Source organism: Streptomyces albiaxialis, from assembly GCF_039530985.1.
Classification (GTDB): Bacteria; Actinomycetota; Actinomycetes; order Streptomycetales; family Streptomycetaceae; genus Streptomyces; species Streptomyces albiaxialis.
The window spans coordinates 681,192-707,770 of record NZ_BAAAPE010000001.1; the positions used below are offsets into that span (position 1 = coordinate 681,192).

The 26,579-nt window shown below is 75.4% G+C and carries 15 protein-coding genes; 8 read left to right on the forward strand and 7 right to left on the reverse strand.

Annotated features, from left to right (window positions below; genetic code table 11):
- Positions 1–31: 31 nt before the first annotated feature.
- The 4 genes from secD to ABD343_RS03195 all read left to right on the forward strand — a co-directional run bounded on the left by secD (position 32) and on the right by ABD343_RS03195 (position 5,444).
- On the forward strand, positions 32–2,365 hold the full coding sequence (gene secD / locus ABD343_RS03180; protein WP_344523677.1) for a protein translocase subunit SecD: 2,334 nt from the start codon (positions 32–34) through the stop codon (positions 2,363–2,365).
- 363 nt (positions 2,366–2,728) lie between these two features.
- The gene (locus ABD343_RS03185; RefSeq protein ID WP_344523679.1) at positions 2,729–3,217 is read left to right on the forward strand and encodes an adenylyltransferase/cytidyltransferase family protein; all 489 of its coding nucleotides are present in this window, start codon (positions 2,729–2,731) and stop codon (positions 3,215–3,217) included.
- Positions 3,218–3,693: 476 nt separating this feature from the next.
- Positions 3,694–4,971: a PP2C family protein-serine/threonine phosphatase gene (locus ABD343_RS03190; RefSeq protein WP_344523681.1), complete on the forward strand. Its 1,278-nt coding sequence runs from the start codon at positions 3,694–3,696 to the stop codon at positions 4,969–4,971.
- Between the two features lie 32 nt (positions 4,972–5,003).
- Complete coding sequence (locus ABD343_RS03195) at positions 5,004–5,444, forward strand: DNA-binding protein (RefSeq protein WP_344523683.1); 441 nt, start codon at positions 5,004–5,006, stop codon at positions 5,442–5,444.
- Here ABD343_RS03195 and ABD343_RS03200 read toward each other — a convergent pair.
- From ABD343_RS03200 to ABD343_RS03210, 3 genes are all read right to left on the reverse strand, one after another.
- Positions 5,435–6,583 carry a glycosyltransferase family 4 protein gene (locus tag ABD343_RS03200; RefSeq protein ID WP_344523685.1) on the reverse strand — a complete coding sequence of 383 codons (1,149 nt, stop codon included), beginning with the start codon at positions 6,581–6,583 and terminating at the stop codon, positions 5,435–5,437. The genes ABD343_RS03195 and ABD343_RS03200 overlap by 10 nt on opposite strands.
- Positions 6,580–7,044 carry a hypothetical protein gene (locus ABD343_RS03205; protein WP_344523686.1) on the reverse strand — a complete coding sequence of 155 codons (465 nt, stop codon included), beginning with the start codon at positions 7,042–7,044 and terminating at the stop codon, positions 6,580–6,582. Before ABD343_RS03205 ends, ABD343_RS03200 begins: the two co-directional genes overlap by 4 nt.
- Positions 7,045–7,245: 201 nt before the next feature.
- The gene (locus tag ABD343_RS03210) at positions 7,246–8,991 is read right to left on the reverse strand and encodes a dihydroxyacetone kinase family protein (RefSeq protein ID WP_344523688.1); all 1,746 of its coding nucleotides are present in this window, start codon (positions 8,989–8,991) and stop codon (positions 7,246–7,248) included.
- A 217-nt stretch (positions 8,992–9,208) separates the two neighbouring features.
- On the opposite strand from ABD343_RS03210, the gene ABD343_RS03215 reads away from it, so the two are divergent.
- Positions 9,209–10,027 (forward strand): helix-turn-helix domain-containing protein, encoded by an 819-nt coding sequence (locus ABD343_RS03215; RefSeq protein ID WP_344523690.1) that lies wholly within the window; start codon positions 9,209–9,211, stop codon positions 10,025–10,027.
- A gap of 22 nt (positions 10,028–10,049) precedes the next feature.
- Here ABD343_RS03215 and ABD343_RS03220 read toward each other — a convergent pair whose 3' ends face one another.
- A complete protein-coding gene (locus ABD343_RS03220) occupies positions 10,050–11,177 on the reverse strand; it encodes an FAD-dependent oxidoreductase (RefSeq protein WP_344523692.1) in 1,128 nt (375 codons plus the stop codon).
- A gap of 136 nt (positions 11,178–11,313) precedes the next feature.
- On the opposite strand from ABD343_RS03220, the gene ABD343_RS03225 reads away from it, so the two are divergent.
- Entirely contained in the window at positions 11,314–11,889 is a 576-nt protein-coding gene (locus tag ABD343_RS03225) for a TetR/AcrR family transcriptional regulator (RefSeq protein WP_344523694.1), read from the forward strand.
- On the opposite strand, the gene ABD343_RS03230 is transcribed toward ABD343_RS03225, so the two are convergent.
- Positions 11,880–12,866, reverse strand: coding sequence for a winged helix-turn-helix transcriptional regulator (locus tag ABD343_RS03230; RefSeq protein WP_344523696.1), 987 nt, complete (start codon positions 12,864–12,866; stop codon positions 11,880–11,882). The two genes, ABD343_RS03225 and ABD343_RS03230, sit on opposite strands and share 10 nt — an antisense overlap.
- A gap of 119 nt (positions 12,867–12,985) precedes the next feature.
- Here ABD343_RS03230 and ABD343_RS03235 point away from each other — a divergent pair, with 119 nt between their 5' ends.
- Together ABD343_RS03235 and ABD343_RS03240 are read left to right on the forward strand one after the other, a co-directional pair.
- Positions 12,986–14,968, forward strand: coding sequence for a serine/threonine-protein kinase (locus ABD343_RS03235; protein WP_344523698.1), 1,983 nt, complete (start codon positions 12,986–12,988; stop codon positions 14,966–14,968).
- A 208-nt stretch (positions 14,969–15,176) separates the two neighbouring features.
- Complete coding sequence (locus ABD343_RS03240; RefSeq protein ID WP_344523700.1) at positions 15,177–16,403, forward strand: LLM class flavin-dependent oxidoreductase; 1,227 nt, start codon at positions 15,177–15,179, stop codon at positions 16,401–16,403.
- A gap of 18 nt (positions 16,404–16,421) precedes the next feature.
- Here ABD343_RS03240 and ABD343_RS03245 read toward each other — a convergent pair whose 3' ends face one another.
- On the reverse strand, positions 16,422–17,963 hold the full coding sequence (locus ABD343_RS03245) for a condensation domain-containing protein (protein ID WP_344523702.1): 1,542 nt from the start codon (positions 17,961–17,963) through the stop codon (positions 16,422–16,424).
- Entirely contained in the window at positions 17,960–26,515 is an 8,556-nt protein-coding gene (locus ABD343_RS03250) for an SDR family NAD(P)-dependent oxidoreductase (protein WP_344523704.1), read from the reverse strand. The genes ABD343_RS03245 and ABD343_RS03250 overlap by 4 nt, the downstream gene beginning before the upstream one ends.
- Positions 26,516–26,579 lie beyond the last annotated feature (64 nt).

Below are 26,579 nucleotides of genomic sequence, written 5' to 3' on the forward strand. Positions count from 1 at the left end.
ATCCGCACGCCTTCTCTCGTGGAGTTCACCCATGTCTTCCCGCACCTCGCGTGCGCCCCTGTGGCGCGCGCTGATCGCGCTCGCCGTCGTCGGCGTGTCGCTCTTCTTCGCCCTCACCACCCCCGCCCGCCTCGGACTCGACCTCAAGGGCGGGACGCAGATCGTCCTGGAGACCAAGGACTCGCCCTCCGGCACACGCGCCGACGCCGGGGCGACCGACCGGGCGCTGGAGGTGCTGCGGCAGCGCGTGGACGCGCTGGGCGTGGCCGAGCCCTCCCTCGCCCGCTCCGGCGAGAACCGGATCGTCGTCGAGCTGCCCGGAGTGCAGGACCCGCGCGAGGCGGCGGAGGTCATCGGCCGTACGGCACAGCTCACCTTCCACCCCGTCGAGGGCGCGGTGGCCGAGCGGAAGAAGGGGGACGAACGGACGCTCGCCGACCCCGACGCCAAGGGCGCGTATCTGCGGCTCGGGCCCTCCGCGCTGACCGGGGACGGGGTCAAGGACGCCGAGCCCCAGTTCGACAACCAGCAGGGCAACGGCTGGACGATCTCGATCGACTTCCGCGGCGGCGCGAAGGACAAGTGGGCGGAGCTGACCGGCGACGCGGCCTGCGCCCCGGCGGGCGACCAGAAGCGGCGCGTGGCGATCGTGCTGGACAAGAAGGTGATCTCCGCACCGAACATCCAGCAGGACGTCGCGTGCGACGTCGGGATCAAGGGCGGCTCCACGCAGATCACCGGGAACTTCAGCGACTCCGAGGCCCATGACCTCGCCGCGCTGGTCAAGGGCGGCGCGCTGCCGGTGCCCGTCGAGGTCGTCAGCCAGCAGACGGTCGGCCCCGCGCTGGGCGCCGACGCGATCGAGGCCAGCGCGCGGGCCGCGGTGATCGGGCTGGTGTGCACGGGCCTGTTCGTGATCGCCGTCTACCGGCTGCTGGGCGCGCTGGCGACGGTCGCGCTGGCGCTGTACGGGCTGCTCTCGTACGCCGCGATCGTGGCCCTCGGCGCGACGCTGACGCTGCCGGGGCTCGCCGGGTTCGTCCTCGCGATCGGCATGGCGGTGGACGCGAACGTCCTCGTCTTCGAGCGGGCGCGCGAGGAGTATCTGCGCCCGACACTGCGGGACAGGCCCCGCAACGATCTGAACGGCCCGCTGCGCAAGGGCTTCGCGCACGCCTGGACCGCGATCGTCGACTCCAACGTCACCACGCTGCTCGCCGCCGGGCTGCTCTTCTTCTTCGCCACGGGCCCCGTGAAGGGCTTCGGAGTGACGCTCTCGGTCGGCGTGCTGGCCTCGATGATCTCCGCGCTGGTGATCACCCGGGTGCTGGCCGAGTGGGCGGTGCGCAGGGGCCCGGTCCGGCGGCGGCCCGGCATCACGGGCATGGCCGCGGCCTCCCGCTTCCGGGCCTGGCTCGGCGAGCGCAGGCCGCGCCTCGCCGCGCGGGCCCGGCTGTGGCTGGGCACGGGCGCGGCCCTGGTCCTCGTCGCGCTCGCCGGGATCGGACTGCGGGGGCTGGAGTTCGGCGTCGAGTTCACGGGCGGGCGGCTCGTGGAGTACAGCACGAGCAAGCCGGTGGACGCGGACACGGCCCGTACGGCGATCTCCGACGCGGGCTTCCCGCGCGCGGTCGTCCAGGAGTCCGGGGACGGCGACATCACCGTACGGACGGAGAAGCTCACCGACGACGAGCAGCACGAGATGCGCGCGGCGCTGGAGCCCGCGGGCGGCGAGGTGACCGTCGAGCGCGACGAGCTGGTGGGCCCGAGCCTCGGCGACGAGCTGCGGGACAAGGCGCTGATCGCGCTGGCCGTGGCGGTGGGGGCGCAGCTCCTCTATCTGAGCGTGCGCTTCCGCTGGACGTTCGCGACGGCCGCCGTGGTGGCGATGGTGCAGGACGTGCTGCTGGTGGTGGGGCTCTTCGCGTGGCTGGGCAAGCCGGTGGACAGCGTCTTCCTCGCGGCGCTGCTCACGGTGATCGGCTACTCGGTCAACGACACGGTCGTCGTCTTCGACCGGCTGCGCGGCATGCGGCGCGCCGACCGGAGCGCGTCCGGGAAGCCCACGACCCCGCTGCCGGAGCTGGCGGACCAGGCCGTGCTGCGCACCGTGCCGCGCACCGTCAACACGGGCATGGGCGCGATGTTCATCCTCGCCGCGCTGGCGGTGCTGGGCGGCGACTCGCTGACCGACTTCTCGGTGGCGCTGCTCGCGGGCGTCACGTTCGGCATGGGCTCGACGGTCTTCACGGCGACGCCGCTGGCGGTGCTGCTGGAGCGGTGGAAGCCGACGCCGACGAAGTCGGAGGAGACGCGGCCGAAGCGGGGCTCCTCCCGGCGGGAGGACACCGGCGCCGTCGTGTGACCGGATCCTTACCTTCGATTTTCGCACCCTGTGCCCGCTTGTATACGGGCACAGGGGCGACCCCGCGTCCTCCTGGCACGCCGACATACGGCTCGGCGAGGGCGCCGAACTGTGCCGGTCCTCGCGCCCGTTCGTCGTCTCCGGCGGCGCGCGCGTCGAACGGCGCCTGACGGCCCGCATCGCGGGCCCCGGCGCGCTCTGCCGTGTGAGCGACACCACAGTGCCCCCGGTCGAGAACGCCCTCGACCAGGCATGGGACCTCTTCGCCGAAGGGGCCCGCTCCGGCGGGGGCGTGGCGGCGCATGGTTGACTCGATAGGCGTTGGCCGGCCGAACGGATAGCGGAGAGCAGACGGGGAGAGCTGTGCAGGAGCTACGACTGGAGTGGTGCACACCCGCGGTGGAGACGCCCGCGGTGGTGACCGGCGTGTTCGACCTGTTGCACGTCGGGCACGCGCGATTCCTGGGCGCGGTGCGCGAACGCGCGCTCGACGCCGGGCTCGGCGGGCTGGTCGTCGGCGTCGAGGACGACGCGCGCACGCGGGCCTGGAAGGGTCCCGAACGGCCGGTGAACTCCGAGAACGAGCGTGCGGAGCTTCTTGCGGCGCTGCGGGTCGTCGACGCGGTGTGCCTCGTGCACGGTGATCCGTCGGTGGTCGACTGGCAGTCGTACGAGCGGGCCCTCGTGCCGTTGCGGCCCGGCGCCCTGGCCTTCACGGAGGGCGATCCGCACGCGGAGGCGAAGCGGCGTGCGGCGGGGGAGCTGGGGGCTCATGCGTGGCAGCTCCCGCTCGTTGCCGGGCGCTCCACGACCCGCCTCCTGGCCAGCACCTCAGAACCCCCAGCGGCCTAGCCGCGCCCTCCTCCGCTGAACAGGGGCTGCCCCGTTCCCTGCTTCGCAGACTGCGGCTGCGCCGTGGCTTGTCGCGCAGTCCCCCGCGCCCCTACCGGAGCAGACCCCTGCTCCTCCCTCCCGCTGTGCTTGGGAGGTCTGCGCGAAGGCGCAGGGCTGGCAAGCGCAGCCCCTGTGCCGGGCACCCGGACATGAGGGCTGGGTTCGGGGTGCCCCGGGCTGTGCATTGCAGGCTGCGGCTGCGCCGTGGCTTGTCGCGCAGTTCCCCGCGCCCCTGAAGGGGCAAGCCCCGACGTGTCGTGACCGGGCGCGCCCGCGCGGCGGAGCCGCACATCGAAACAGCCCCGCGCCCCTGAAGGGGCGAGCCCCGTGGTGTTGTGACCGGGCGCGCCCGCGCGGCGGAGCCGCACATCGGAACAGGGGGAGGGGACGTTGGGCTCTACCGGGGAGTGGGGGTGCGGCGGAGGCTCGGGGGTATGCGACGCACCACGTGGGACCAGGGCCCGGGCCCCGACGCGGCGCCCCGCGCACACGCGGTAGGCGCCCGCCTCCGCACCGCGCACACCATCCGCCGCACCCGGCTGGGAATCGCCGTCCTCGCGACGGGGACCGTCGGCGCCGTGCTCGCGCTCGACGCGGTGACGCCCGCCGACTTCCGGCCGCGTTCCCTCCTGTGGCTGCTGCCCTTCGTGATCGCGATGGTCTCCTCGTGGGTCGTGACGGCGTTCACCGCGCTCGTGGTGGCCGCCGGGTGGGGCCTGCTCTATGTGGCGACGCCCGGCAGCGCGGGCCACGACCACTGGTCGCTCGTCGGTACGACCGTGGCCGCCGCCTCGGGCGTGCTCGCGGTCGCCCTGGCCCACCGCCGTACGCGGGCCGAGGAGCGGATAGCCGACGTCGACGCCGTCGCGGAGGCCAGTCAGCGCGCGCTGATGCGGCCGATGCCGGGCCGTTTCCTGGGGCTGCGGCTGGCCGACGCGTATCTCCCGGCGGCCCGCGAGGCCCGCGTCGGCGGCGACTGGTACGACTTCCAGCCGTCCCCGCACGGCACCCGCATCGTGCTGGGGGACGTGAGCGGCAAGGGGCTCGCGGCGGTGTCGGCGTCGGCGGCTCTGCTGTCCGCGTTCCGGGAGGCCGCCTTCCACGAGCCGGACCTCACGACGGTCGCCGACCGGCTGGAGGTCCGGATGCGCCGCCGCAATCTGTGGGACCGGCACGTGGCCGGGGAGGCCGAGGACGAGGACCTCTTCTCCACGGGCCTGCTGCTGAACGTCGACGAGCGCGACGGCACCCTCGACGTGCTCAGCTTCGGCCACGAGGCGCCGCTGCTGATCCGGGACGGGCGGGTCGTCCGCGTTCCCGTGGAGCCCGGGCTGCCCCTGGGCATGGCGCCGCTGGGCGCCCCGGCCGCGGTGCCGTACCGGATGCGGTTCCGTCCCGGGGACCTGGTCCTGATGACGACCGACGGGGTCACCGAGTGCCGGGACGCGGACGGCGCGTTCTATCCGCTGGAGGAGCGCGTACGGGCGTTCGCCGCCGACGGCGCCGGCTCTCCCGGCGAACTCGTCGGCCGCCTCCTCGCCGACCTGGCCGCCCACCGCCGCGGCGCCCCGGAGGACGACACGGCGGTCATCGCCGTCCAGCGCACGGCGGTCCGCGCGGAGTCGCCGCTCACGGACGACCCGGAGTTCGTCCGGCTGTACGGGCAAGAATACGCACACGCAGCAAACACTTTGTTTGCCTCAAGCCGTTGACAACTCTGCGTGCTCCGCCGCACGCTGAGGTCATGGACTCCTCCCCCGACCCCTTCGCACCCCCGCACCCCGACCAGGCGCGCGCCGCGCGCGTGCACGCCGCGCTCTTCCGTATCGCGGAGCGGCACGCGGCGAGCGACGCGCAGCGCGCCCGTTCCGCGCATCCCTCCGTGCCGGCCCCGCACGAGGCGGTGCGGCTCGTGTCGTTCCTGCTCAGCGGCGCGGCCCGGCGCGAGGAGGGCGAGCCGGAGGTCGACCGGGCCGACATCACCGCGGCCCTGACCCTCGTGCCCCGCGCCCGGGGCGACATGGACGAACTGGAGGCGGGGCTCCTCCAGATGGCCCGGGGCCGCGGCATGACCTGGCCCGAGATCGCGTTCGGCCTCGGTCTCGGCACCCCCCAGGCGGCCCGCCAGCGCTACGAGCGGCTGGTCAGCCGGACGGAGGCCGAGGGCTCGGGGGATCAGGCGTAGGCCTCGCCCGCGAGTTCCGCGAACAGGGTCTCCCAGTGGGCGCGGACGCGCTCGGTGCTGTAGCGGCGGGCCGCCGTGCGGGCGCGGGCGCCGAGGGCGCGGCGGGCGTCGGGGCGTTCGACGAGCAGGCCGAGGGCCTTGGTCAGCGCCTCCGTGTCGCCGGGCGGCGAGACGAGCAGCCCGGCGCCGCCGGTGATGATCTCCCGGGGGCCGAGCGGGCAGTCGAAGCTGACCGGCGGCACCCCGTGGCTCATCGCCTCCGCCAGCACCATGCCGAAGCCCTCGTGCCGCGAGGCCAGGGCGAAGACCGAGGCCTTGGCCATCTCCCGTTCCAGATGCGGGGTGATGCCCATGAGGTGGACGTGGTTGTAGAGGTGCAGGCGGTGGATGAGGCCCCGCAGCCGGTCGCGCTCGGGCCCGGCGCCGTAGATCCGCAGCCGCCAGTCGGGGTGGTGCTCGGCGATCGGCGCGAAGGCCCGGATCAGGGTGTCGAAGCCCTTCGTCCGCACCAGCCGCCCCGCGCTGAGGATGAGCGGGCGGTCGAGGGCCGAGCGCGGCGGCTCGGTGTCCGGCAGCGGGTTGGGGATCCGCTCGACGCGGACGCCGGAGCCCGCGAGCCGCTCCTCGTACGTCCGCCGGTCGGCGGCCGTGAGGACGGTGACCGCGTCGAGCCGCCGGTACCAGCGGTCGATCTGCCGGGCGAGCGCGGGCCGGTGGTGGCCGTAGTGCAGGTGTTCCTGGCCGACGCGGAGCACGCCGGGCGCGGTGAAGCGGGCCGCGAGGAGGTTGAGCGCGGGCCGGGTCGCGATCAGCACGCCGCCGTCGAGGCCGCGCAGGTAGCGCACGAGGCGCCGGTCGGAGAGCAGGCTGAAGCGGTCGTACTTCCCGTCGGCCCGCGTCGTCAGCACGCTCGGGCACGCCGCGAGCCAGGCCGTACGGGCCGTGAGCGCCGTGTCGTCCACCAGCGCGCGCAGGCGGACGTCCGGGTGGAGGGCGAAGCGGGGCTCCGCGCGGTGCCGGCGGACGCTGGTGACCTCGACCTCGTGCCCGGCGGCGGCCAGCGCGTTGGCCTGGTTGACGACGGTGCGGACGGTGCCGCCCACGGCGTACGCGTTCAGCAGCAGGAATCGGACCCTCATGGCGCCTTCACCCCGTCCTCCCCGCGGCATGCGAGGGAGAGGTTGTCGTTCACCGTGAAGTAGGGCTCGACGGCGGTCCCCCGGGCGTACTGCACGGGGTAGCGGAAGATGTGCTTCTTGCCCTGTACGTCGTCCAGGTGACGGCCGAGACGCAGCCCTGCGCCGCCCTCCGGGACGAGATAGAGGTCCCAGACCCAGGAGCCGTCCGCGCCCGTTCCCGTTCCCGTTCCCATGACGAGCCGCTCCAGCGGCACCGTCGCCGTGAACTCCCGGCCGCTCCCCTCCGCCGCCACCCGCAGCTCCTCGCGGCGCCCGGCCTCCCCGCGCGTCCTGAGCAGCAGCGTCGCCGCCCCGGCGGCCGTTCCCACCAGCGTCAGCCGCAGCGTGATCCGCCCGTCGCGCGGCCAGACCTCCTCGACCTCCGCGCACGGCAGCCCGACGGAAGAGTCCCCTTCGCCCATGTCTGCCCCTCTCCTTTACCCGCACTTTAGGTAAGGCGGCGCGACCCGGCGACGGGAAAGTGAGACACCAGCAAACCGGGACGGCCCGCACGTTTTGCGTAGTGCGACGACGAGCGGGAACGGCGCCGTGTCGGGCGCCCGCGTCTCGTCGGCCCGGTTGTGCCGCGGCGGTCGGCGGGCGGCGGTCGGCGGGCGGGGGGGTCAGAGGACCGTGATGTAGCCCGGGGCCGGGAGGCGGGTGGCGGTGGTGGGCTCGTGGGTGTCGGCCAGCGTGGTGAAGAGCAGGGCGACGGCGAGGGCGCCCGGGTCGGGGACGCCGAGGGCGTGGTCGCCGACGTAGCTGGCGCGGCCCCGGCGGGGGCGCAGGGTCGCGGTCGAGAGCGCGCCCCGGATGGCGGCCTGCGCGGCGGCGGTGAGCGGGGCCTCCTCCGTGCCCGAGGCGGCGCTCGCGGTGAGCGACTCGGCGGCGGGCGCGAGCGCGTCGACCAGCGTGCAGTCGCCGACCTGGGCGCCGCCCACGCGGTGGATCGCGGCGTGGGCGCCCGTCGCGGCCTCGGCCAGCGCCGCGAGCGAGGGCTCGGGGGCGTCGGCCTCCGCGACGGCCAGGTGCTGGAAGAGCAGGCCGAAGAGCGGGCCGCTCGTGCCGCCGACGTCGTCGAGGAAGGCCTGGGCGAGCGCGGCGGACCCCGCGGCGCCCGTCGTGTCGGCGAGCTTCACCGCGCGCCGTACGCCGCCGCTGAGGTTGTCCCCGAAGTCGCCGTCGCCGACGAGCTGGTCGAGCTTGGTGAGGTTGTCGCGGACCTGCGCGACGACGTCCGCGTACCGGTCGAGCACCGTACGGCTGCCTGCCGTGGCCGGGGCCGGGGCGGCGGCGGTCGCCGCGGGCGCGGACGCGGACGCGGCGGGGGCGGCGTTCTCCGGCGCCTCGGGGCCCACCGGGCGCGGCAGCACCAGCGGCGTCTCCGTCGGCTCCGTCCACAGCTCGGCCCAGCCCGCGTCGAGCCGGGTGAGCGTGAGGGAGAACCCGGCCATGTCGAGCGCGGCGGTGAAGGTGCCCGAGGCCGTGAGGACGGGCCGCAGGCCGCGTGCCTTCAGCTCCTCGCCGAACAGGGCGCCCACGGAGTGGAGTTCGAGGTCGGTGGTGGCCCCGAGCCCGTTCACGAGGACGAGCACGTCGTCGGGGCCGTCGTCGGGGCCGTCGGGCAGCGCGTCGAGGAGGTCGTCCGTCATGCGGCGGACCAGTTCGCCGACGGCCGGGCGGGGGATCTCGCGGGTGCCGCGTTCGCCGTGGATGCCGACGCCGTAGTCGAGGACGCCGGGGGCCAGCTCGAAGGCGGGGGCCGCCGTCGTGGGCGAGGTCTGGGCGCGGGCGGCGACGGCGACGCTGCGCGAGCGCGCCACGATCCGGGTGCCGAGCGCCTGGAGCTCCTCCAGCGAGGCGCCCCGGTCGGCGGCGGCGCCGAGCAGCTTCTCCACGACGACCGTCGCCGCCGTGCCCCGGCGGCCGGTCGCGCTGTCGGCGAGGTCGGTGGCCAGGTCGTCGTCGACGAGGACGGTGGCGACGGGGATGCCGTCGTGCCGGAGGCGCTCGGCGGCGATCTGGAAGTTGATGACGTCGCCCGTGTAGTTCTTGACGACGAGCAGCACGCCCTCGCTCATGCCGGCGGCCACCCGCGCGCTCGCCTCGTAGATCTGCCGGTTGTGCGGGGAGGCGAAGACCTCGCCGGGGCAGACCGCGTCGAGGCCGCCGCGCCCCAGGAGCCCGGTGTGCAGGGGCTCGTGGCCGGAGCCGCCGCCGGAGACCAGGCCGACCCGGCGGCCGGGGTGCGGGGCGCGGGCCCGCAGGTACAGCGGCGACGGGTTCACCTCGATCATGCCGGGGTGGGCGAGGGCGAGACCGCGCGCGGCGGTCAGCACGGGGTCGGTTTCCGGCAGGAAGTAGCTCATCGGTGAATTCTCCGTGGACGCGGCTCGACTGCGACGGGACTCACCCTGGACGCCCCCGCCGGGCCAAGATCGGACCTCCCCGGTTCCGGAACCCCGGCGTGCCGGTCGGCGCGCGGCGTGCGATGCTGCGTCTCCGTGCGTCCCGTACGTCCCCTTCGACGCGGACGCCCCTGTACGACGGCCCGCCCGGCCGCCCTGTCTTTGCGAGGTCTTTACCGTGGCGAACGCGCGACGCGAGGACCTGGGCCGGATGCTCCGCTCCTGGCGCATGGCCCGGGATCCCGCGCGGGTGCCCGGGACCGTACGGGCGCGCGGCCACCGCACGTATCTCACGCAGCTCGACATGGCGCTGCTGCTCGGCGTCTCCGAGCGCTGGTACCGGGCGCTGGAGAAGGGCGAGGACCGGCGCTACAGCCGCGAGATGATCGCCGGGGTCGCCCGCGTCCTCGACCTCTCCCCGCGCCAGACGGCCGCCCTCCACCGTGGCACCGGCCTGGAGCCCCCGGCCCGCCGCGCGGACGGCGGGGGCGCCGGGGCGCGGGAGCCGGACCCGGCGCTCCTCCAGCTCGTCCGCGAGCAGCGGCACATCAGCTACCTCTGCGACCAGGCGTGGGACGTGATCGACGCCAATACGGTCGCCGCGCGCCACTGCCCCTGGCTCGTACGCCCCGGCGCCAACGTCATGACCTGGGCGTTCTCCCCCGAGGCCCGCTATCAGCTCCGCGAGTGGGAGGACCGCTGGGCCGCGCCGCTCCTCACCCGGCTGCGGCTGGCCTGGCAGCGCTGGCCGGACAACGCCCGGCTGGACGAGGTCGTGCGCGAGGTCCGGGAGCAGCCGGGGGTGCCCGCGCTCTGGGACTCGCGCGCCCCGGCCCCGCCGGAGCCGTCCCCGGCCGAGGACGTCCGGCCCGCGTTCTTCCCGCTGGTCTCCCCCGACCCCGTCGACGTCCGCGTCCTGGCCTGCGGCCCGTACGACGACACCACGCTCCGCTGGCACCTGGTCCTGCCGGTGGACCCGGACCTGCGCTTCCCCTGATCGCCCGCCCCCCCGGGCGCCGTCATCCCGGGACGCAGCGGACCAGCGCGTCGCGCGGGCCCGTCCGGCGCGCCGTCATCAGCCGGTGCAGGCTCCGGGAGCCGAGGGCGACGCGCTGGGCGCTGCGGCGCCGCTCGGCGTCATAGGCGCGCAGCGCCTCGGGCAGCGCGCGGCGCCCGTGCGCCGCGACGGCCCGCGCCAGCGCCTCCGCGTCCAGGAGCGCGGTGCACGCGCCCTGCCCCAGGTTCGGCGTCATGGCGTGCGCCGCGTCCCCGACGAGCGCGACCCGCTCCCCGTCGGCGTACGTGACGAACGAGGGGAGCGCGGGCGCGAGATGCCGCATCTCGTAACGGACCCAGCTCGCGGGATCGGTCGCGTCCAGGACCCGCGCGATCGGCGCGTGCCACTCCGCGAAGCACGCCCGTACGGCATCGGCGTCGGGACCGGTGCCGAGGCCGGTGCCGGTGTCCGCGTCGCCGCCCGGCAGCGTCGCGTACCAGTTGGTGCGGCCCGGCTCGACGGGCGTCATGCCGAAGAAGCGGCCCCGCCCCCACGTCTCGCCGTACACGCCGCTCTCGATGTCGGCGATGCCGATCCAGGCGACCGTGCCGACCGTACGGGGGCGGCTGCGGGTCCCGAAGCGCGCGGTGCGCCCCGCGCTGCGGATGCCGTCGGCGCCGACGAGCAGGTCGCAGCCGCCGCCCGGCTCCGCGGAGCCGTCGGACTCGGCGCCGTACTCCGCGCCGTACTCGACGCGGACTCCCCCTTCGGCGCCGAGCGCGTCCAGCTCCGCCGCCAGCGCGTCGAGCAGGTACGGGCGCGAGATCAGCAACTCGGGACGCCCCGCGCGCCGTTCGATCCGCGCCAGCGGCAGGCTCGCCAGGACCGTGCCGTCGGGGCGGCGGATGTGCCCGCTCCGGTACGGCACCGCCCGGCACCCGAACGCCTCCCCCACGCCGAGGCGTTCGAGCGCGGCCTGCGCGCGGGGGTGGATGCCGAACGCCGTGCCGTACCGCTCCGGCTCCGCGCGCCGCTCCAGGACCGAGACGGCCCAGCCCGCGCGCCGCAGCCCGACCGCGGTCGCGAGCCCTCCGACCCCGGCCCCCACCACGACCGCCCTGCCCCGCCACGTCCGGCGCTTCCCCGCCATGCGTCCTCCCCGTCGCTCCATGCAACCACCACATCCGTGGTACCCCATCCGTGGTACCACACCGGCGGTACGATCGCCAGGCGTCAGGCATCAGGCATCAGGCGCCGAACGACGGCGACGAGAGGGAGCACGCAGGGTGAACCCCGACCGGCGGAACCGGCTGCGCGACGCGGCCATCGCGGTGCTGAACGAGAGCGGGGGGCGCGGCCTGACCCACCGCGCCGTGGACGCCGCCGCCGAGGTGCCGTCCGGCACCGCCAAGAACTACTTCCCGACCAGGGACGCCCTGCTCGGGGCGGTGGCCGGGCGCTGCGTCGAGCTGTACAGCGAGGTCGCGGAGCGGATGGCCGCCGCGCCCGCGCCGCGTGGGCGCGAGGGGCTGGTCGCCCTCCTCCGCGGACTGCTGGAGAACGCGGCGGGGCCCGGCCGTCCCCGGCTCCTCGCCTATCTGGAGCTGCAGTCCGAGGCCGCGCGCAAGCCCTGGCTGTCGGGGATCCTGGACCCGATCGGCGCCTCGGACTTCGCCGCGTTCGAGCACGCGCAGCGTGCGGCCGGGCTGCCCGTCACGCGCGCCCGCACCCGCACCCTGACCCTCGCCCTGCACGCCGCCCTGCCCCATCTGCTGGCCGAGGGCCCCGAGACCCTCGCGGCGGCGGGCCTGGACGACCTGGACGCGTTCGCCAGGGACCTGTTGGCCTCGCTCTACGACTGACTCGTCCGCACCACGCCGAACACGTCGGCCATGCGCAGGGCCGCCTCGGGGTCGCCCTCCACCTCGATCGAGCCCGCGATGAGCGCGTCCTCCAGCGGGAGGGCGCCCGCGCCGAGTTCGAGGAGCACGCCCAGGCCGGTCGCGAGCGCGGCGTCGGGCCCGGGGGCCGGCGCGGGGCCCAGCTCCATCGCGACGGTGCCGTCGGCGACGCGGGCGTGGAAGACCAGCCCGTCGATCCGGAACTCGTAGGTCTCCCGGACGCCCCGGGCCGCCTCGGGCCGGAAGGAGGCGCCGACGGCGCCGATGATCCCGTGCCGCCCGCCGGTCGCCTCCGGGTGCGCGCCGAGGATCGCGACCGCGCGGTCCGCGGCGGGCAGTCCGCCCTCCAGCGCGACGAGGCCGCGCTCCACGGCGTCGGCCACCTCGACGATGCGCGCGCCCAGGGCCATGAACGTGCCGAGGTCGGCGGTGAGGACGCAGGCCGCCTCGGGTGCCGAGCCGTGCCGCACGTCGAGCGCGCCGTCGTCGACGCGGAGGTGGAAGGTCTCGCCCGCGACCCGGAACTCGTACGTCTCCCGGACACCGCGCGCCGCCTCGGGGCGGAACGCTGCCCGCAGGACGTTGAGCAGCCAGTTGAGCTGGAAGGTGTCGCCGGGCCTGGGCGGGCCGCCGAGCCGCATCCCCCAGCGGGTCAGCTCGTCGACGAGCGGGCGCATGGCCTCGCCCAGCTCCGTCAGCACGTACGCCGACGTGGCGGCGGGCGGCGGCAGCTTCGTCTGCTCCAGGATCCCCGCCTCGCGCATCGCGCGCAGCCGCTCCGCCAGCACGTTCGGCCCGATGCCGGGGAGGCCGGCGGCCAGGTCGGTGTAGCGGCGGGGGCCGAGCAGCAGCTCCCGCACGATCAGCAGCGTCCAGCGGCCGCCGACCACGTCGAGCGCGCGCGCCGCGGGGCAGAACTGGTCGTAGCTGCGTGCCATGTGCGAAGTGAGCCTTCCGTATTGATAGTTGGCACTTAGTTTTTCTATAGTACCGACCGACTCGGGGGCAGGAGAGTCCCGTTGAGACGACCGGACGGGAACGGGGCGAGGACGGCGGCATGGCCAGCGACCGTGACGAGGCGCGCGAGGAGCACGGGCACGACGGGGAGCACGACCGGGAGAACGGCGGGGAGCACGACGGCAGCGGGGCGCACGGGGCGGGTCCGGGGGGCGAGGAGGGCCGGGAGGACGCCGACGGCCTCCGGGGCGTCGGCGTCCTCCAGCCGCTGTGGCCCGGGGACCCGCGCCGGATAGGCCCGTACGCGCTGCTGGGACGGCTGGGCTCCGGCGGCATGGGCCGGGTGTACCTGGCCCGCTCCGGCGGCGGGCGCACCGTCGCCGTGAAGGCGGTGCACGAGGAGCACCTCGCGAAGCCGAGGTTCCGCGCCCGTTTCCGCCGGGAGATCGAGGCGGCCCGGCGCGTCGGCGACCGCTTCACCGCGCCCGTGCTCGACGCCGACGCGGACGCCGCCCAGCCGTGGATCGCCACCGGTTACGTGCCGGGGCCCGGGCTGGACGCGGTGGTCAGGGAGTACGGCCCGCTGCCCGCCCACTCCGTACGCGCGCTGGCCGACGGCCTGCTGCGGGCGCTGCGCGGCATCCACGCGGCCGGGATCGTGCACCGGGACCTGAAGCCGTCGAACGTGCTGCTCACCGTCGAGGGCCCGCGCGTCATCGACTTCGGCATCGCCTACGCGCTCGAACCCTCCGACGACGCCCCGCTGACCAGCACCGGGACGACCGTCGGCTCGCCCGGCTTCATGGCGCCGGAGCAGATACTCGGCGAGGAGCCGGGGCCGGAGGCGGACGTCTTCGCGCTCGGCGGCGTCCTCGTGTACGCGGCGACGGGCCGCCTCCCCTTCGGCCACGGCGCGAGCAACCAGCACGCGGTGCTCTACCAGATCGTCGAGTCCGACCCGGACCTGACGACGGTCGAGGACGAGGCGCTGCGCGCGTTCATCGGCCGCTGCCTGACGAAGGACGCGGACGAACGCCCGGGCGTGGACGCGCTGCTGGACGAGCTGGCCGCGACGACGGACACCGAGAGCGAGACGGCGGGCCCCTGGCTGCCGCCGCGCGTCGTCGCCCACCTCGCGCAGCAGTCGGCCCGCCTGCTCGACGCGGAGGCGACGCCGCCCGTGCCGGACGCCGGAGCCGTTGCCACAGCCGGTGCCGGAGCGGGGGCCGGGGCCGTCGGGGTGACCGGCGGCGCGGCGCGCGAGCGGCGCGGGCGGCCGAGGGCCCGTACGTGGGCGGTGGTCGGCGCCGTGCTCGCCGTCGTGGCGGCGGGCGGCACCGTCGCCCTGCTCGACCGGGACGGCGACGCGCGGGCCGACTCGCCGGAACGGGGCTCCGCCGCGCGGGACTCCGAGGCGTCCCCGGGCCCCCACCGTTCCGGCGCCCGGGACGCCGACGGCGAGAAGGGCGGCAAGGGCGACGGCAAGGAGAGCGCCCGGGACGGCGCGCCCGGGGACGACGGCCGCACTTCCGGCGGCACCCGGGGCGGCGAGGAGGGCGCCCGGGGCGCCGACGGCAAGGACGGGAAGGACGGCAAGGACGCCTCCGCCGGGGACGGGGGCGGGGACGGCGGCAAGGACCCCGGCTCGGGTTCCGGTTCCGGGGACCCGGGCGGCGGCGCGTCGGGCGGCGGTTCCGGGGGCGGCGACGGCGGAGGCTCGGGCGGCGGGGACGCGCCCTCGGGGACCCGCGTCCCGAAGCGGTTCGTCGGCACCTGGAAGCTCGGCTCCGTCTACGGGGGCACGCAGCCGACCGAGATCCGCATCTACAACGCGGCGTCGGGCGGGCGCGCGGCGCTGCTCGTCTCCGACAACGGCCCCTTCCACTGCACCACCGCGGCCCCGCTGACGGGCGTGGAGGACGGCGGCGAGCGCCTCCGCGTCGGCACCGCGAAGGTCGTCGAGGACGGCACCCCGGGGTACTGCCAGGACTCCGGCCCCTCGTCGTTCACCCTCGACTCGTCCTCGGTGCTGCGGCACCACCCCGCGTCGTACGCGGCGGGATACACGTACAAGCGCGGCTGACGGTTCTCCGGCCTTCCGGACCTCCGGACCTCCGGACCTCCGGAGAATATTGATCGCGCCGTGCGCTTGTGGGTAGAGTTCCGAACACCGGGGGTAAATCCGGCACTTGATGCCGTGCGCGGCATCACTGAACCGCTATTACGGGAAAGCACTGCACCGGGGGACGCAGGCGGAGCATTTCTCCAGCCGTCGCCGGAAAGGAACGCAGGTGCAATTCGGACTGTTCTACGAACTTCAACTTCCGCGGCCCTGGCAGGAGGACTCGGAGCACCGTCTCGTCCAGGAGGCCCTGGACCAGATCGAGTTGGCCGACCGTCTGGGATTCGATTACGCATGGGCGGTGGAGCACCATTTCCTGGAGGAATACAGCCACTGCTCGGCGCCCGAGGTGCTGCTCGGCGCCGCCAGCCAGCGGACCAGCCGGATCCGGCTGGGGCAGGGCATCGCGGTGCTCCCGCCGGGCATCAACCCCACCGCGCGCGTGGTCGAGCGCATGGGGATGCTCGACCTGCTGAGCAGCGGGCGGGCCGAGTTCGGCACCGGCGAGTCCAGCACCCGCGTGGAGCTGGAGGCCTTCGGGGTGGACCCGGCGACCAAGCGTGACCAGTGGCGGGAGGCGATCGACGCCGCGAGCAGGATGTTCGTCGAGGAGCCCTTCGCGGGGTACGAGGGCGAGTACGTGAAGATGCCCCCGCGCAACGTCGTCCCCAAGCCGCTCCAGAAGCCGCACCCGCCGATGTGGATGGCGTGCAGCCGCAAGGAGGGCCTCGCCCACGCCGCGCGGAACGGGCTGGGGGCGCTCACCCTGTCGTTCGTCCGCCCTGAGGAAGCGCAGAAATGGGTCGGGGAGTATTACGCCACGATCGAGTCGGAGGAGTGCGTTCCGGCGGGATTCTCCGTGAATCCTCAGATCGCGATGACCACCTATCTCATGTGCCATGAGGACACGAATGTGGCGCGCGAGCGCAGCATTCCCGACCATCAGTTCTTCGCGCGTTCCCTCGCGTACTACTGGGGCCTCGGATCGCCCGCTCCCGGACGCACGGAACTCGCCGAGCAATTGGGGCTCAACCTTCCCCGGGAGTCCGGGGAAGCGTATCCGCAGATCGACTCCGACGGCGCCTTCAGCGGCGTCGGAAATCCCGAGCAGATCAAAAAGGCGCTGCGCGAGTACGAGGCGGCCGGTGTCGACCAGATCCTCCTGATCGCGCAGTCGGGCCGCATTCCCCACGAGCACATCTGCGCCTCGCTGGAACTCTTCGCCACCGAGGTGATGCCGGAATTCGCCGAGCGCCACGAGAAGGCGGCGGCGGACAAGCGGCAGCGGCTCGCCCCGGCCGTCGACGCGGCCCTCGCCCGGCGGGCCCCGGCACGGAAGGTGGACGAGAACTACCGCGTCCCGCCCACCATCCGGCCGCCGGAGCCCGGCGCCTGACCCCCGGGGCCCGGGCCGTCACGGCGGCCCGGGCTCACCGGTCGGCCCGAGCGCGAGCCGCGAGACGCGCTCGCCGGGGGACTCGACGACCGACGCGAGCAGGCCCTTCCAGTCCCCGATGAAGCGGCGGACCGTCGCCGCGTCGAACAGGTCGGTGCTGTACTCGACGATCCCGGACAGCCCGTCCGGCGTCGCCTGCAGCTCGACCGTCAGCTCGAACTTGCTGACCCCGACGTCCAGCGGCGCGGACCGCACCTCCAGCCCGCCCAGCCGCGCCGCGCTGTCCGTCCACGCCTCCTGGAGCAGGAACATCGAGGAGAACACCGGCGAGTGGCGGCCGGGGTCCCGCTCCAGGCGCAGGGCCTCCACCACGGTGCCGAACGGCACGTCCTGGTGGGCGTAGGCGTCCAGCGCCGTGCGCCGCACCCGCCCGAGCAGCTCGGCGAACGTCGGATCGCCGGACAGGTCCGTCCGCATCACCAGCGTGTTCACGAAGTACCCGATGAGCTCTTCGAGTTCGGGCCGGTTCCGGTTGGCCACGACGGTGCCGACCGCGATGTCCGTACGGCCCGAGGCGCGGTGCAGCAGGACATCGTGGGCGGCCAGCAGCGTCATGTAGAGCGTGCAGTCGTGCCGGGCGGCCAGCGCGCGCAGCCCCGCGAGCACCTCGGGCCCGCACAGGAAGGTCGCGCGGGCCCCGTTGTACGTCCGCACCTCTGGCCTCTCCCGGTCCACCGGCAGCGACTCCGGCACCGGCAGCCCGGCGAGCCTCCCGCGCCAGTACGCGAGCTGCTCCTCCCGCGCACCGCCCGCGAGCAGGCCCCGCTCCCAGCGCGCGTAGTCCGCGTACTGGACGGGCAGCGGCGCCAGCGGCGAGGGGCGGTCCTGCCGGAACGCCTCGTACAGCGCCCCCAGATCGCGCTGGAGGACGCCGTACGACCAGCCGTCGGAGACGCTGTGGTGCATGCTCACCAGCAGCACATGCTCCTCCTCCGCCAGCCGCAGCAGCCGCGCGCGGATCAGCGGGGCACGGTCCAGCGCGAAGGGGGTGCGGGCCTCCTCGGCGCAGACGCGCGCCAGCTCCTCGGGCCCGGCGCCCGGCAGCTCCTCCTCCCGGACCGCGAACTCCGAGCCGTCCCCGATGTGCTGGTACGGCACCCCGCCGTCGGCCAGGAAGCAGGTGCGCAGCACCTCGTGGCGCCGCACGACCTCCTCCAGCGCGCGGATCAGCGCGCCCCGGTCCAGCGGGCCCAGCAGCCGGGTGGCGCCCGGCAGGTTGTAGGCCGCGGCGGCCTCGTCCCCGTCGAGCTGCGCGAGGAACCAGAGGCGCTGCTGGGTGGAGGAGAGCGGGGGCGGGTCGTCGGCGGAGCGGGGCGTGCGGGGAATCGTGCCGGGGGAGGCCGGCAGGTCCGTGCCGAGGGCCGACAGGTCCGGGTCGAGGGCCGACAGGTCGATGCCCCGCTCGCGCAGCAGCCGCAGCGCCGCGCCCCGGCGGTCGGCGGGGAGCGCCCGGAACCGGCGGACCAGCTCCCGGGCGCTCCCGTCCTGCTCGACGGTCATGCGCGCCCCGCCTGCTCGGTGCCGTCCTCCTGCAGCGCCTCCAGCTCCTCGTCGCTCATGCCCTCGACCAGGGCGATGACATCGAGTCCCGCCTCCTCGGCGGTTTTTCCGGCCTCGTCCGGCGCGCCGGAGGGTGCGCCTGCCGGTGCGCCGACCGGCCGGTAGCGGTCCACCGTGGCGGCCAGTTCGCCGAGCTTCGGCTCCGCGAAGACGACGTGGCCGGGCAGGTCCACTCCCGTACGGAGCTTCACGAGGTTCATCAGACGGTTCGCCATCAGCGAGTTGCCTCCGAGGGAGAGGAAGTCGCTCCCGGCGTCGAGCTGGTCCGCGTCGATGCCGAGCACCTCCGACCAGGCCTCGCCCATGAGCCGTGCGGTCTCGGCGGAGCCCGCGGCGTCCGCCGCCGCGCCGGTCCCGGTCCCGGTCCCGGTCCCGCCGGCCCTGCCGGTCCCGTCGGCCGTCGGCGCGGCGGTCATCGAGGCCGGGGCGCCCCGGCCGATCCAGTAGCTGCCGCCCTCGAACAGCGTCGGGGGCAGCGGAGCGAGCGGGCGGGGGCGGTCGTGCAGCTTCCGCCAGGGCACCTCGCTCCCCCGCACCCACAGCTCCGCCAGGTGGTCGAGGTCGCGGTCCTCCACGAGCCCCGTCAGGAACGCCTCGCCGCGTGCCCCCGAGAGCATCGCGCCCAGCGGGCCCGCGTCGTCCGTGGCGTTGCCGGTGTGGAGCCGCACGGTGCCGTCGTCGCCGGTCCCGGCGCCCGCGCCCGCACCGGCCAGGAACCGGGTGAGCGCCCGGCGCAGCTCGCCCAGGGACGTGACGACCACCGCGAACCGCTCGGGCTGCGCCTCGCGCCCTACCTGGCTGGTGTACGCCACGTCGGCCAGGCTCACCGCGCCGCCGTCTGCCTCGACGAACGCGAGAAGCCGCTCCGCCGCCGTACGCAGCCGCGCCTCCGTCTTCGCGGAGACCACCACGAGCTGCGGCCCGCCGTCCGCCTCGTCCAGGGGCGCGGTGCGCGGCGGCGCCTCCACGACGAGGGTGACGTGACTGCCGCCCGCGGCCACCGAGTTGACCAGGCCGCGCGCGGGCACGCCCTCCTGCCGGGGCTCCCACGGCGCCGAGCGCTCGCACAGCTCCAGCGGAGTGCCGTCCAGGTCGAGGTTCGGGTTGGGGTCGCCGACCGGGGTGAGGGGCGCCAGCTCCCCGTGGCGCAGTTGCAGGATCACCTTGGTGAGCTGGGCGATGCCGGAGGCCGCCTCCGGGTGGCCCAGGTTCGACTTCACGGTGCCGACGGGCACGGGCGCGCCGACGCCGTCGAACACCTCGCGCAGCGCGCGCAGTTCGATCTCGTCGGACATCGGCGTGCCGTTCGCCGCCGCCTCCACATAGCTGATGGAGTCGGCCGCGACGTCCGCCTGGGCCAGTGCCCGGCGGATCACGTTCGCCTGGGTGCGGCGGCTCGGCATCATGAAGCCCGACGACCGGCCGCTGTGCATCGCGGAGGAGCCCTTGATGACGGCGTGCACGGTGTCGCCGTCGCGCAGCGCGGCGTCCAGCGGCTTGAGCAGCACGGCGCCGACCGCCTCTGCGGGCAGATAGCCGTCCCCGTCGCGGAAGCTGCGGCTGCCCGGGTGGCTGCCGAGGAGCTGCAGCTCGGAGAGGGCGAGGTACTTGTCCGCGTGGACGGTGAGGTTGATGCCCCCGGCGACCGCCAGTTCGGTCTCGCCGCGGTGCAGGTCGCCGATGGCCAGGTGGATCGCCTGCGCGGACGAGGCGCACATGCTGTCCACGGCCATGCTCGGGCCCTCCAGCCCGAAGAAGGCCGACACCCGGTTGGCGATCATGTTGTACGAGGTGGAGGCGGTGAGCGCCGCCAGCACCGGGTTCGTGTCGTCGGCCCGGTAGAGCTGGTACGCCGCGCCCACGTAGACGCCGACCCGGCGCTCGTACCGCCGCTGGAGGTCGTCCTGCGTGACGCCGGACTGCTCCATGAGCTGCCAGACGGTCTCCAGGAACAGCCGCTGCTGCGGGTCCATCTCGGTGGCCTCGCGCGGGGAGACGCCGAAGAGCAGCGGGTCGAACCGGTCGACGCCGTCGAGGAACCCGCCCCAGCCGGACGGCTCCCGCCAGCGCTCCGCGGGGACCTCGGTGACGCAGTCCTTGCCGGAGCGGAGGTTGTCCCAGAAGGCGTCCAGGTCCTCGGCGCCCGGGTAGCGGCCGGTGACGCCGATGACCGCGACGTCCGTGCCGCTCCCCGTCTCGCGGGGGCGTTCGCGTACGGCGGCGACGGGCGCCACGGCCGCGGCGGGTGCTACGGCCGCCGCAGCCGCTACGGGCGCCACGGGCGCGGGCTGCTCGGCTTCTTCCACCTGGGCGGCCTGTGCCGCCGGAGCCGCCGGAGCCGGGGCGGGCGTCGCGGGCATGCCGAGCAGCGTGCGCAGCGCCTCCTCGTGGTCGGTGACGAAATAGCGGGCCAGGTCCCGTACGGACTCGACCTCCAGCAGCAGTGTCCGCGACAGAGGGCCGAAGGACTCCTCGAGCTGGGAGACGGCGTCGACGGCGATCACGGAGTCCATGCCGTAGCGGGACAGCGGCGCGTCCGGCGCGAGCCGCTCCGCGCCGAGCTTGAGCGCCGTGGCCAGCACGCCCCGCAGATGGTCCACCGCACGGTCCTCCAGGAGGCGGTCGGCCGCGGAATCCTGCGCGGGGCTGTCGTGTGCGTCGCCCTGCATCGGCGATTCCTCCTTGGGTTCGGGGTGGATGAGTGCGGCGAGCAGCGGCTCGCGGTCGCCGACCAGGGCGAGCAGCCGGGCCTCCGACGGGCCCTCGGCCGCGGCGGCCCCTTCGGCCACGTCGGCCGTCAGCGCGTGGTGCAGCACCGTCAGGCCGCGCGGGGTGTCCAGGGGCGCGAGCCCGGCGCGGCGCAGGCTCTCCCGCACGGCGTCGCCGCCCATGCCGCCTGCCTCCCACAGGGGCCAGCCGACCGAGACCGTACGGCCGCTGCGGGCGCCGTCGGCGACGAGGCGCTCGCGGTGCGCGGCGTAGGCGTCCATGAACGCGTTGCCCGCCGCGTAGTCCCCCTGTCCCGCGTTGCCGAAGGCCCCGGCGGTCGAGGAGAAGCAGCAGAAGAAGTCCAGCGGCTCGTCCCGGGTCAGCTCGTCGAGGTGGACGAGGCCCGCGACCTTGGGCCCGAGGACGCGGGCGAGGTCCTCGGCGCTCTTGCGCAGCAGGTAGCCGTCGGCCAGGGCCCCTGCGCTGTGCACGACGCCGGTCAACGGGCCGTGCGCGGCGCGGACTTCCGCGAGCGCCTCCGCCAGCGCCGCGCGGTCGGTGACATCGACGGCCCGGTGCTCGACGGCCAGGCCCCGCGCGCGCAGCGCGTCCAGCTCGCCCCGGCGACGCTCGTCGAGCGGGGACCTGCTGGTGAGGACGACCGTCGCGCGGCCGACCGTGGCGGCGATGTCCTCCGCCACGAGGCGGCCGAGGCCGCCGGTGCCGCCGGTGATCAGGTACACGCCCCCGGCCCGCCAGGGCACGGCGGGAGCGGCCGCCGGGTACGGGGTCTCCGCGAGCCGCCCGACGAGGCGGCGTCCTCCGCGGTGACGCACCACCGGCTCCGGCTCCGCGTCCGCCGCATCGGCGACGAGCCGCGCGGCGACGGCGGAGGGCGCGGCGCCGTCCAGGCACTCGACGTACTGGGTGCGCAGCAGGGGCTGTTCGGCGGTGGCGGACTTCAGGAGCCCGGCGAGACCACGGGCGCAGCCGAGCGGCCCGTCCGCCGGGTCCGGCCCGACGGCCACGACCTGGAACAGCTCCGGCTTGCGTACGCCCCGCTCCAGCACCTCCCGCAGCAGCGCGAACACCCGCCGCGCGGCCTCGCCGTACGAGTCCTCCGCCGTACCGTCCCCGGTCGCCACGAAGTGGCAGGCGACGCCGGAGGGCAGGGCCGCACGCAGCACGTCCCGCTCGGCGCTCGCCAAGTCGCCGAGCACCAGGACGTGCCGGGCGTGGTACGGACTCCCCTCGCCGGGCGCGCCTCCCTTCGGCGCGGCGGCATCCGCCCAGTACGGCCGCAACAGCACGACGTCACCCTCGGGCTCGGGCTCGGCAACGGCCACGGGCTCGGGCTCGACCTCGGGCTCGGGCTCGGCGGACGGCGCGGATACGGGCTCCGCGACCGGGCGGGACTCCGTGTCCGGCGCCGGGGGAAGGTCGAACCAGCAGCGGTCCTTGGCGAAGGGGTAGCCCGGGAGGCTCACGCGCCGGGCGGGCGGGCCCGAGGGGGCCAGCTCTTCCCAGCGGACGTCCGCGCCCTGGGCCCAGAGACGCAGGAGCGGCTCGTGCGCGCCCTCGGCCGTCCACGCGGCGAGCGCCTCGCGCAACGCCGTCGCGTCGGCTGCTGCGGGGGCCCGGCGGCCCGGGCCGACGGTCCCCCGTGTCCAGGCGGCGGGCCCGGTGTCGGACAGGAACGCCGCCAGGCGTGCCCGCGCCTCTGCGAGGGAGGACGCGGCGAAGGCCAGCCGCTCGTCCAGCGCCATCCGGCCCACCTGGAGGGTCCAGGCCGCGTCGGCGAGCGCGTCCTCCGGGAGTTCCGCGAGGCGTGCGCTCAACCGGGTGGCCTGCTCCCGCAGTTGCTCCTCGCTCTGCGCGGAGAGCACGAAGAGCGCGGGGCGGCCGTCCGCGGGGCGCGGCGCAGGGGGCGTCTCCGGCACGTACTCGGCCAGGACGACGTGGACGTTCGAGCCGCCCGCGCCGAAGCCCGAGACCCCGGCGAGGCGCGGCAGCGCGCGCTCCTCGCCCGCGCCGTCCCGGACGACGGGCCGGTGCCAGGGCTCGCGGTGCTGCTGGACGCGGAGCGGGGTGCCGTCGAAGGCGATGTGCGGGTTGAGGGTGGCGGAGTGGAGGCTCGGGACCAGCTCGCCGTGGCGCATCTGGAGCAGGACCTTGGTGATCCCGGCGATGCCGGCCGCGCCCTCGCAGTGCCCGATGTTCGACTTCACGGAGCCGATCGCGCATGTGCCGGGCGTGCCGCCCGCCGCCTCGAACGCCTTGGATATGCCGGTGACTTCGAGCGGGTCGCCGAGCGCGGTGCCCGTGCCGTGCGCCTCCAGATAGCCGACCGCGGCGGGGTCGATGCCCGCGGCGGCGAACGCGTCGGCGATGACCTCGCCCTGCGCGGCGGGCGACGGCACCGAGTATCCGGTGGTGCGCCCGCCGTGGTTGAGCGCCGTCCCCTTGATGACGCCGTGGATCCGGTCGCCGTCGGCGACGGCCCGCTCCAGCGGCTTCAGCAGGACCGCGCCGACGCCCTCGCCCGGCACATAGCCGTCGCCGCCCTCGCCGAAGCTGCGGCAGCGGCCGTCGCTGGAGAGGAAGCGGCGCTGGCTCAGCAGCACGAACTTGTTCGGGTGCGAGTGCAGGTTCACGCCGCCCGCGAGCGCCGTCTCGCACTGGCCGCTCCGGATCGCCTCGCAGGCGAGGTGGACGGCGGTCAGCGAGGACGAGCACATGGTGTCGACGGTCATGCTCGGGCCGTGGAAGTCGTAGAAGTACGAGACCCGGTTGGCGATGCTGGACGCGCTGCCGGACAGCGCCGTGTACCGGCCCCGGTCCTGCGCCTGCGCGCCGTAGAGCTGGTACTCCTCGTACATCACCCCGACGAAGACGCCGACCCGGCCGGGCGGCGCGACGGCCGCCGCGGGGCCGTGCGGGTCGGCGGCGGCGCGGGCCAGCAGCTCGCCGGTGTAGCCGCCGTCCTCCAGCGCGTGGTGGGCGCACTGGAGGAAGAGCCGCTCCTGCGGGTCCAGCAGCTCGGCCTCGTGCAGGGAGATCTGGAAGAACAGCGGGTCGAACTTGTCGATGTCGTCGACGAAGCCGCCCCACTTGGCCGTCGAGGAGCCCCCGACGTCCGCGTACGTCCGGTGGTCCCAGCGCTCCGCGGGCACCTCGCGGATGCAGTCCCGTCCGGAGCGCAGGTTCTCCCAGAAGGCGTCGAGGTCGGCGGACTCCGGGTAGCGCCCGCTGACGCCGACGATCGCGATGTCCCCGCTCGCCCGCTCCCGGCCCACGGGGGCCACGGGGGCCGCCACCGGGGTCGCCGGGGCCGCCGCGATGGGCGGCGCGGTGGGCGGCGCCTCCCGGCCGGGCGGGTCCGCGAGCGTACGGGTGCTCAGGCCGGTGAACTCGGCGCACACCCGGCCGTCCTCGTCGAGCACGGAGATGTCGAGCGCGCCGGAGCCGTCGTCCTCCGCGTGCCGGATCCAGGCGTACGCGTGCGCGGGCGTCGGCGCGTACGAGGTGACCCGGCGCACCGAGAACGGCAGGGCCGCGCGGGCCTCCTCGCCGTCCGCGCCCGCGCCCGCCGCGGCGGAGAAGGCGGTCAGCCCGATGACGGCCTGGAGGGCGCCGTCGGCGATGCTCGGGTGGAGCCGGCAGCCCTCGGTCTCGCGGGCTTCCTCGGGCAGGCGCAGGCGCGCGAGCGCCTGGGGGCGGCCGGAGGCGTCGGTGCCGACGCGCAGTTCGGTGAGGGAGCGCTGCGCGGGGCCGTACTCCATGCCCACGGACGCGTAGAGCGCGTACACCTCGGCGGCGGGCACGGTGCGCCCGTCGAGGGAGAGCGGGGACGCGGCACCGGCGCCGGCGGGGGCTCCGGCATCGGTGTCCGCGAGGCTCGCGCGGCCCCGGCCGCAGACCGTCAGCTCGCCGTCCTCGCTGACCGTGTGCAGCGTGTACTCCCAGCCGCCGCTCCGCCCGTCCCGCACGGTGACGCGCAGCTCCAGGCCCTCGGGGCCGCAGAGGGCCGGGCGGAGCCAGACGACGTCGTCGAGCCGGACCGTACCGGCGCCGTCGTGCGCGGCCTCGACGGCGGCGCGCGCCATCTCCAACTGCGCGACGGCGGGCAGCAGCCGTCCGCCGCGCACCTGGTGGTCGCGGAGGAACGGCTCGTCGCCGCCGAACCGCGTACGGATCTCCACGGCGCCGTCCCGGCGGGTGACGTGGTGCAGCAGGGGGTGCGGGGGCTGCTGGGACTGCGGGGGCTGCTGGGACTGCGGGGGCTGCGGTGCCTCGGGGCGTGCCACCAGGCGGTCCAGGTCGGCCACGGTGAGGTGGTCGCCGAGCGAGGCGGCGGTGAGCGCGGTCCCGAAGCGGGCGCCCAGGCGCTCGGCGAGGCGGGTGCGGAGGGTCAGATCGAGGCCGTACTCGGCGAGTTCCTGGTTCGGCGCGAGGTCTCCGGGCTCGACCTCCAGCAGGGCGGCCAGCTCCTCGATGACGCCGCCGCTCGCGGGGGCCGGGGCGGCGGGGGCCGTGGCGGCGGGGGCCGTGGCGACGGGTGCCGTGGCGACGGGAGCCGTCTCCGGTGCCGGGCGGCGCTCGGCGAGCTGCCCGTTCAGCCAGGACGCGAGGTCCGCGGGCGACCTGTGCTCGAAGACGACCGTGGGCGAGAGGGACAGCGACAGCCGCTCCTCCAGCTCGGGGACCATCGCGACGAGGTCGGCCGAAGCGAGCCCGATGTCGTAGAAGCTCGCGCCCGTGTTGACCTGCTCCGGCAGTACGGACAGGCGGGCCGCGACCAGCTCCGTCACCGCCCGCACGGCGTCCACGGCGTCCGGGGCGCCGGACCCCGGCCCGGAGCCGGAACCGGCCGCCGGGGCGGGGCTCGCGGCGGGGCCGGGACGGGACGGCTGCTCGGCCGCCCGTACGTCGAGCGTGTCCGCGGAGCGCACGCGCTTGGCGACGATGCTGTCCAGCTCGGCGACCTGCCGCCCCGTCGCGTCGTAGAACTCCACGGCGAGCCGCATCAGTTCGTCGTCGCGGTGCGCGCGCTCGGCCGGGACGCGGACGAAGCAGCGCTCGCCGAGCGGCGCGGTCGCGCGGAACGACTCGAAGACCAGCGGGAGGTAGAGGTCCTCGACCTCCTCCCCCTCGGACCGCATGTGCAGCCCGATCCCCGAGCCGAGCACCCCGGCCTCGAACAGGGCGGGGTGGAAGGGGAAGGCACCGGCGGTGTCGCGGTGCGCGGGGGCCAGCTCGACCTCGGCCGTCCAGTCCCCGGCGCGGTGGTGGACGCGGCCCTCGGCCCTCATCAGCCCGGAGTGCACCAGTCGGCGCTCCCTCAGCCAGGCGTAGAGGTCGGCGAACTCGGTGTGCCGCTCGGCGCCGGTGACCGGCACGTCCAGCCGCTCGGTGAAGGGCGGGAGGGAGTGCCGGTGCGCGGTGACCGTCGCGTGCGCGACCTCGCCCGCGCCCCCGTCCCCGCGCGTGCTGACGACCTCGATCCGGCAGCCGCCCGCGGCGGCGGGGCGCCCCCGGACGGTCGTCGGCACGCGCTCGCCGGGCGCCGCCACGAGCGGGGCGAGGATGGTGAGGTTGCGCAGCTCGGTCTCGGCCATGGCGAAGCCGTGCCGGGAGAGGACCTGGAGCACCAGGTCGACGTAGCCGACGCCGGGGAGCAGATGCCGCCCGTGGACCACGTGACCGTGCAGCAGCGGGTTGTCGGCGGTGACGGTGAAGGTCTCGTCGAATGTCAGCGGTTCGGGCATCGGTATCCGTCCCATGAGTCAATATCCGTCCCCGCGAGGCAAGGAACCGGCGGGCGTCCGAACGGCGGCCGGGCGGCCC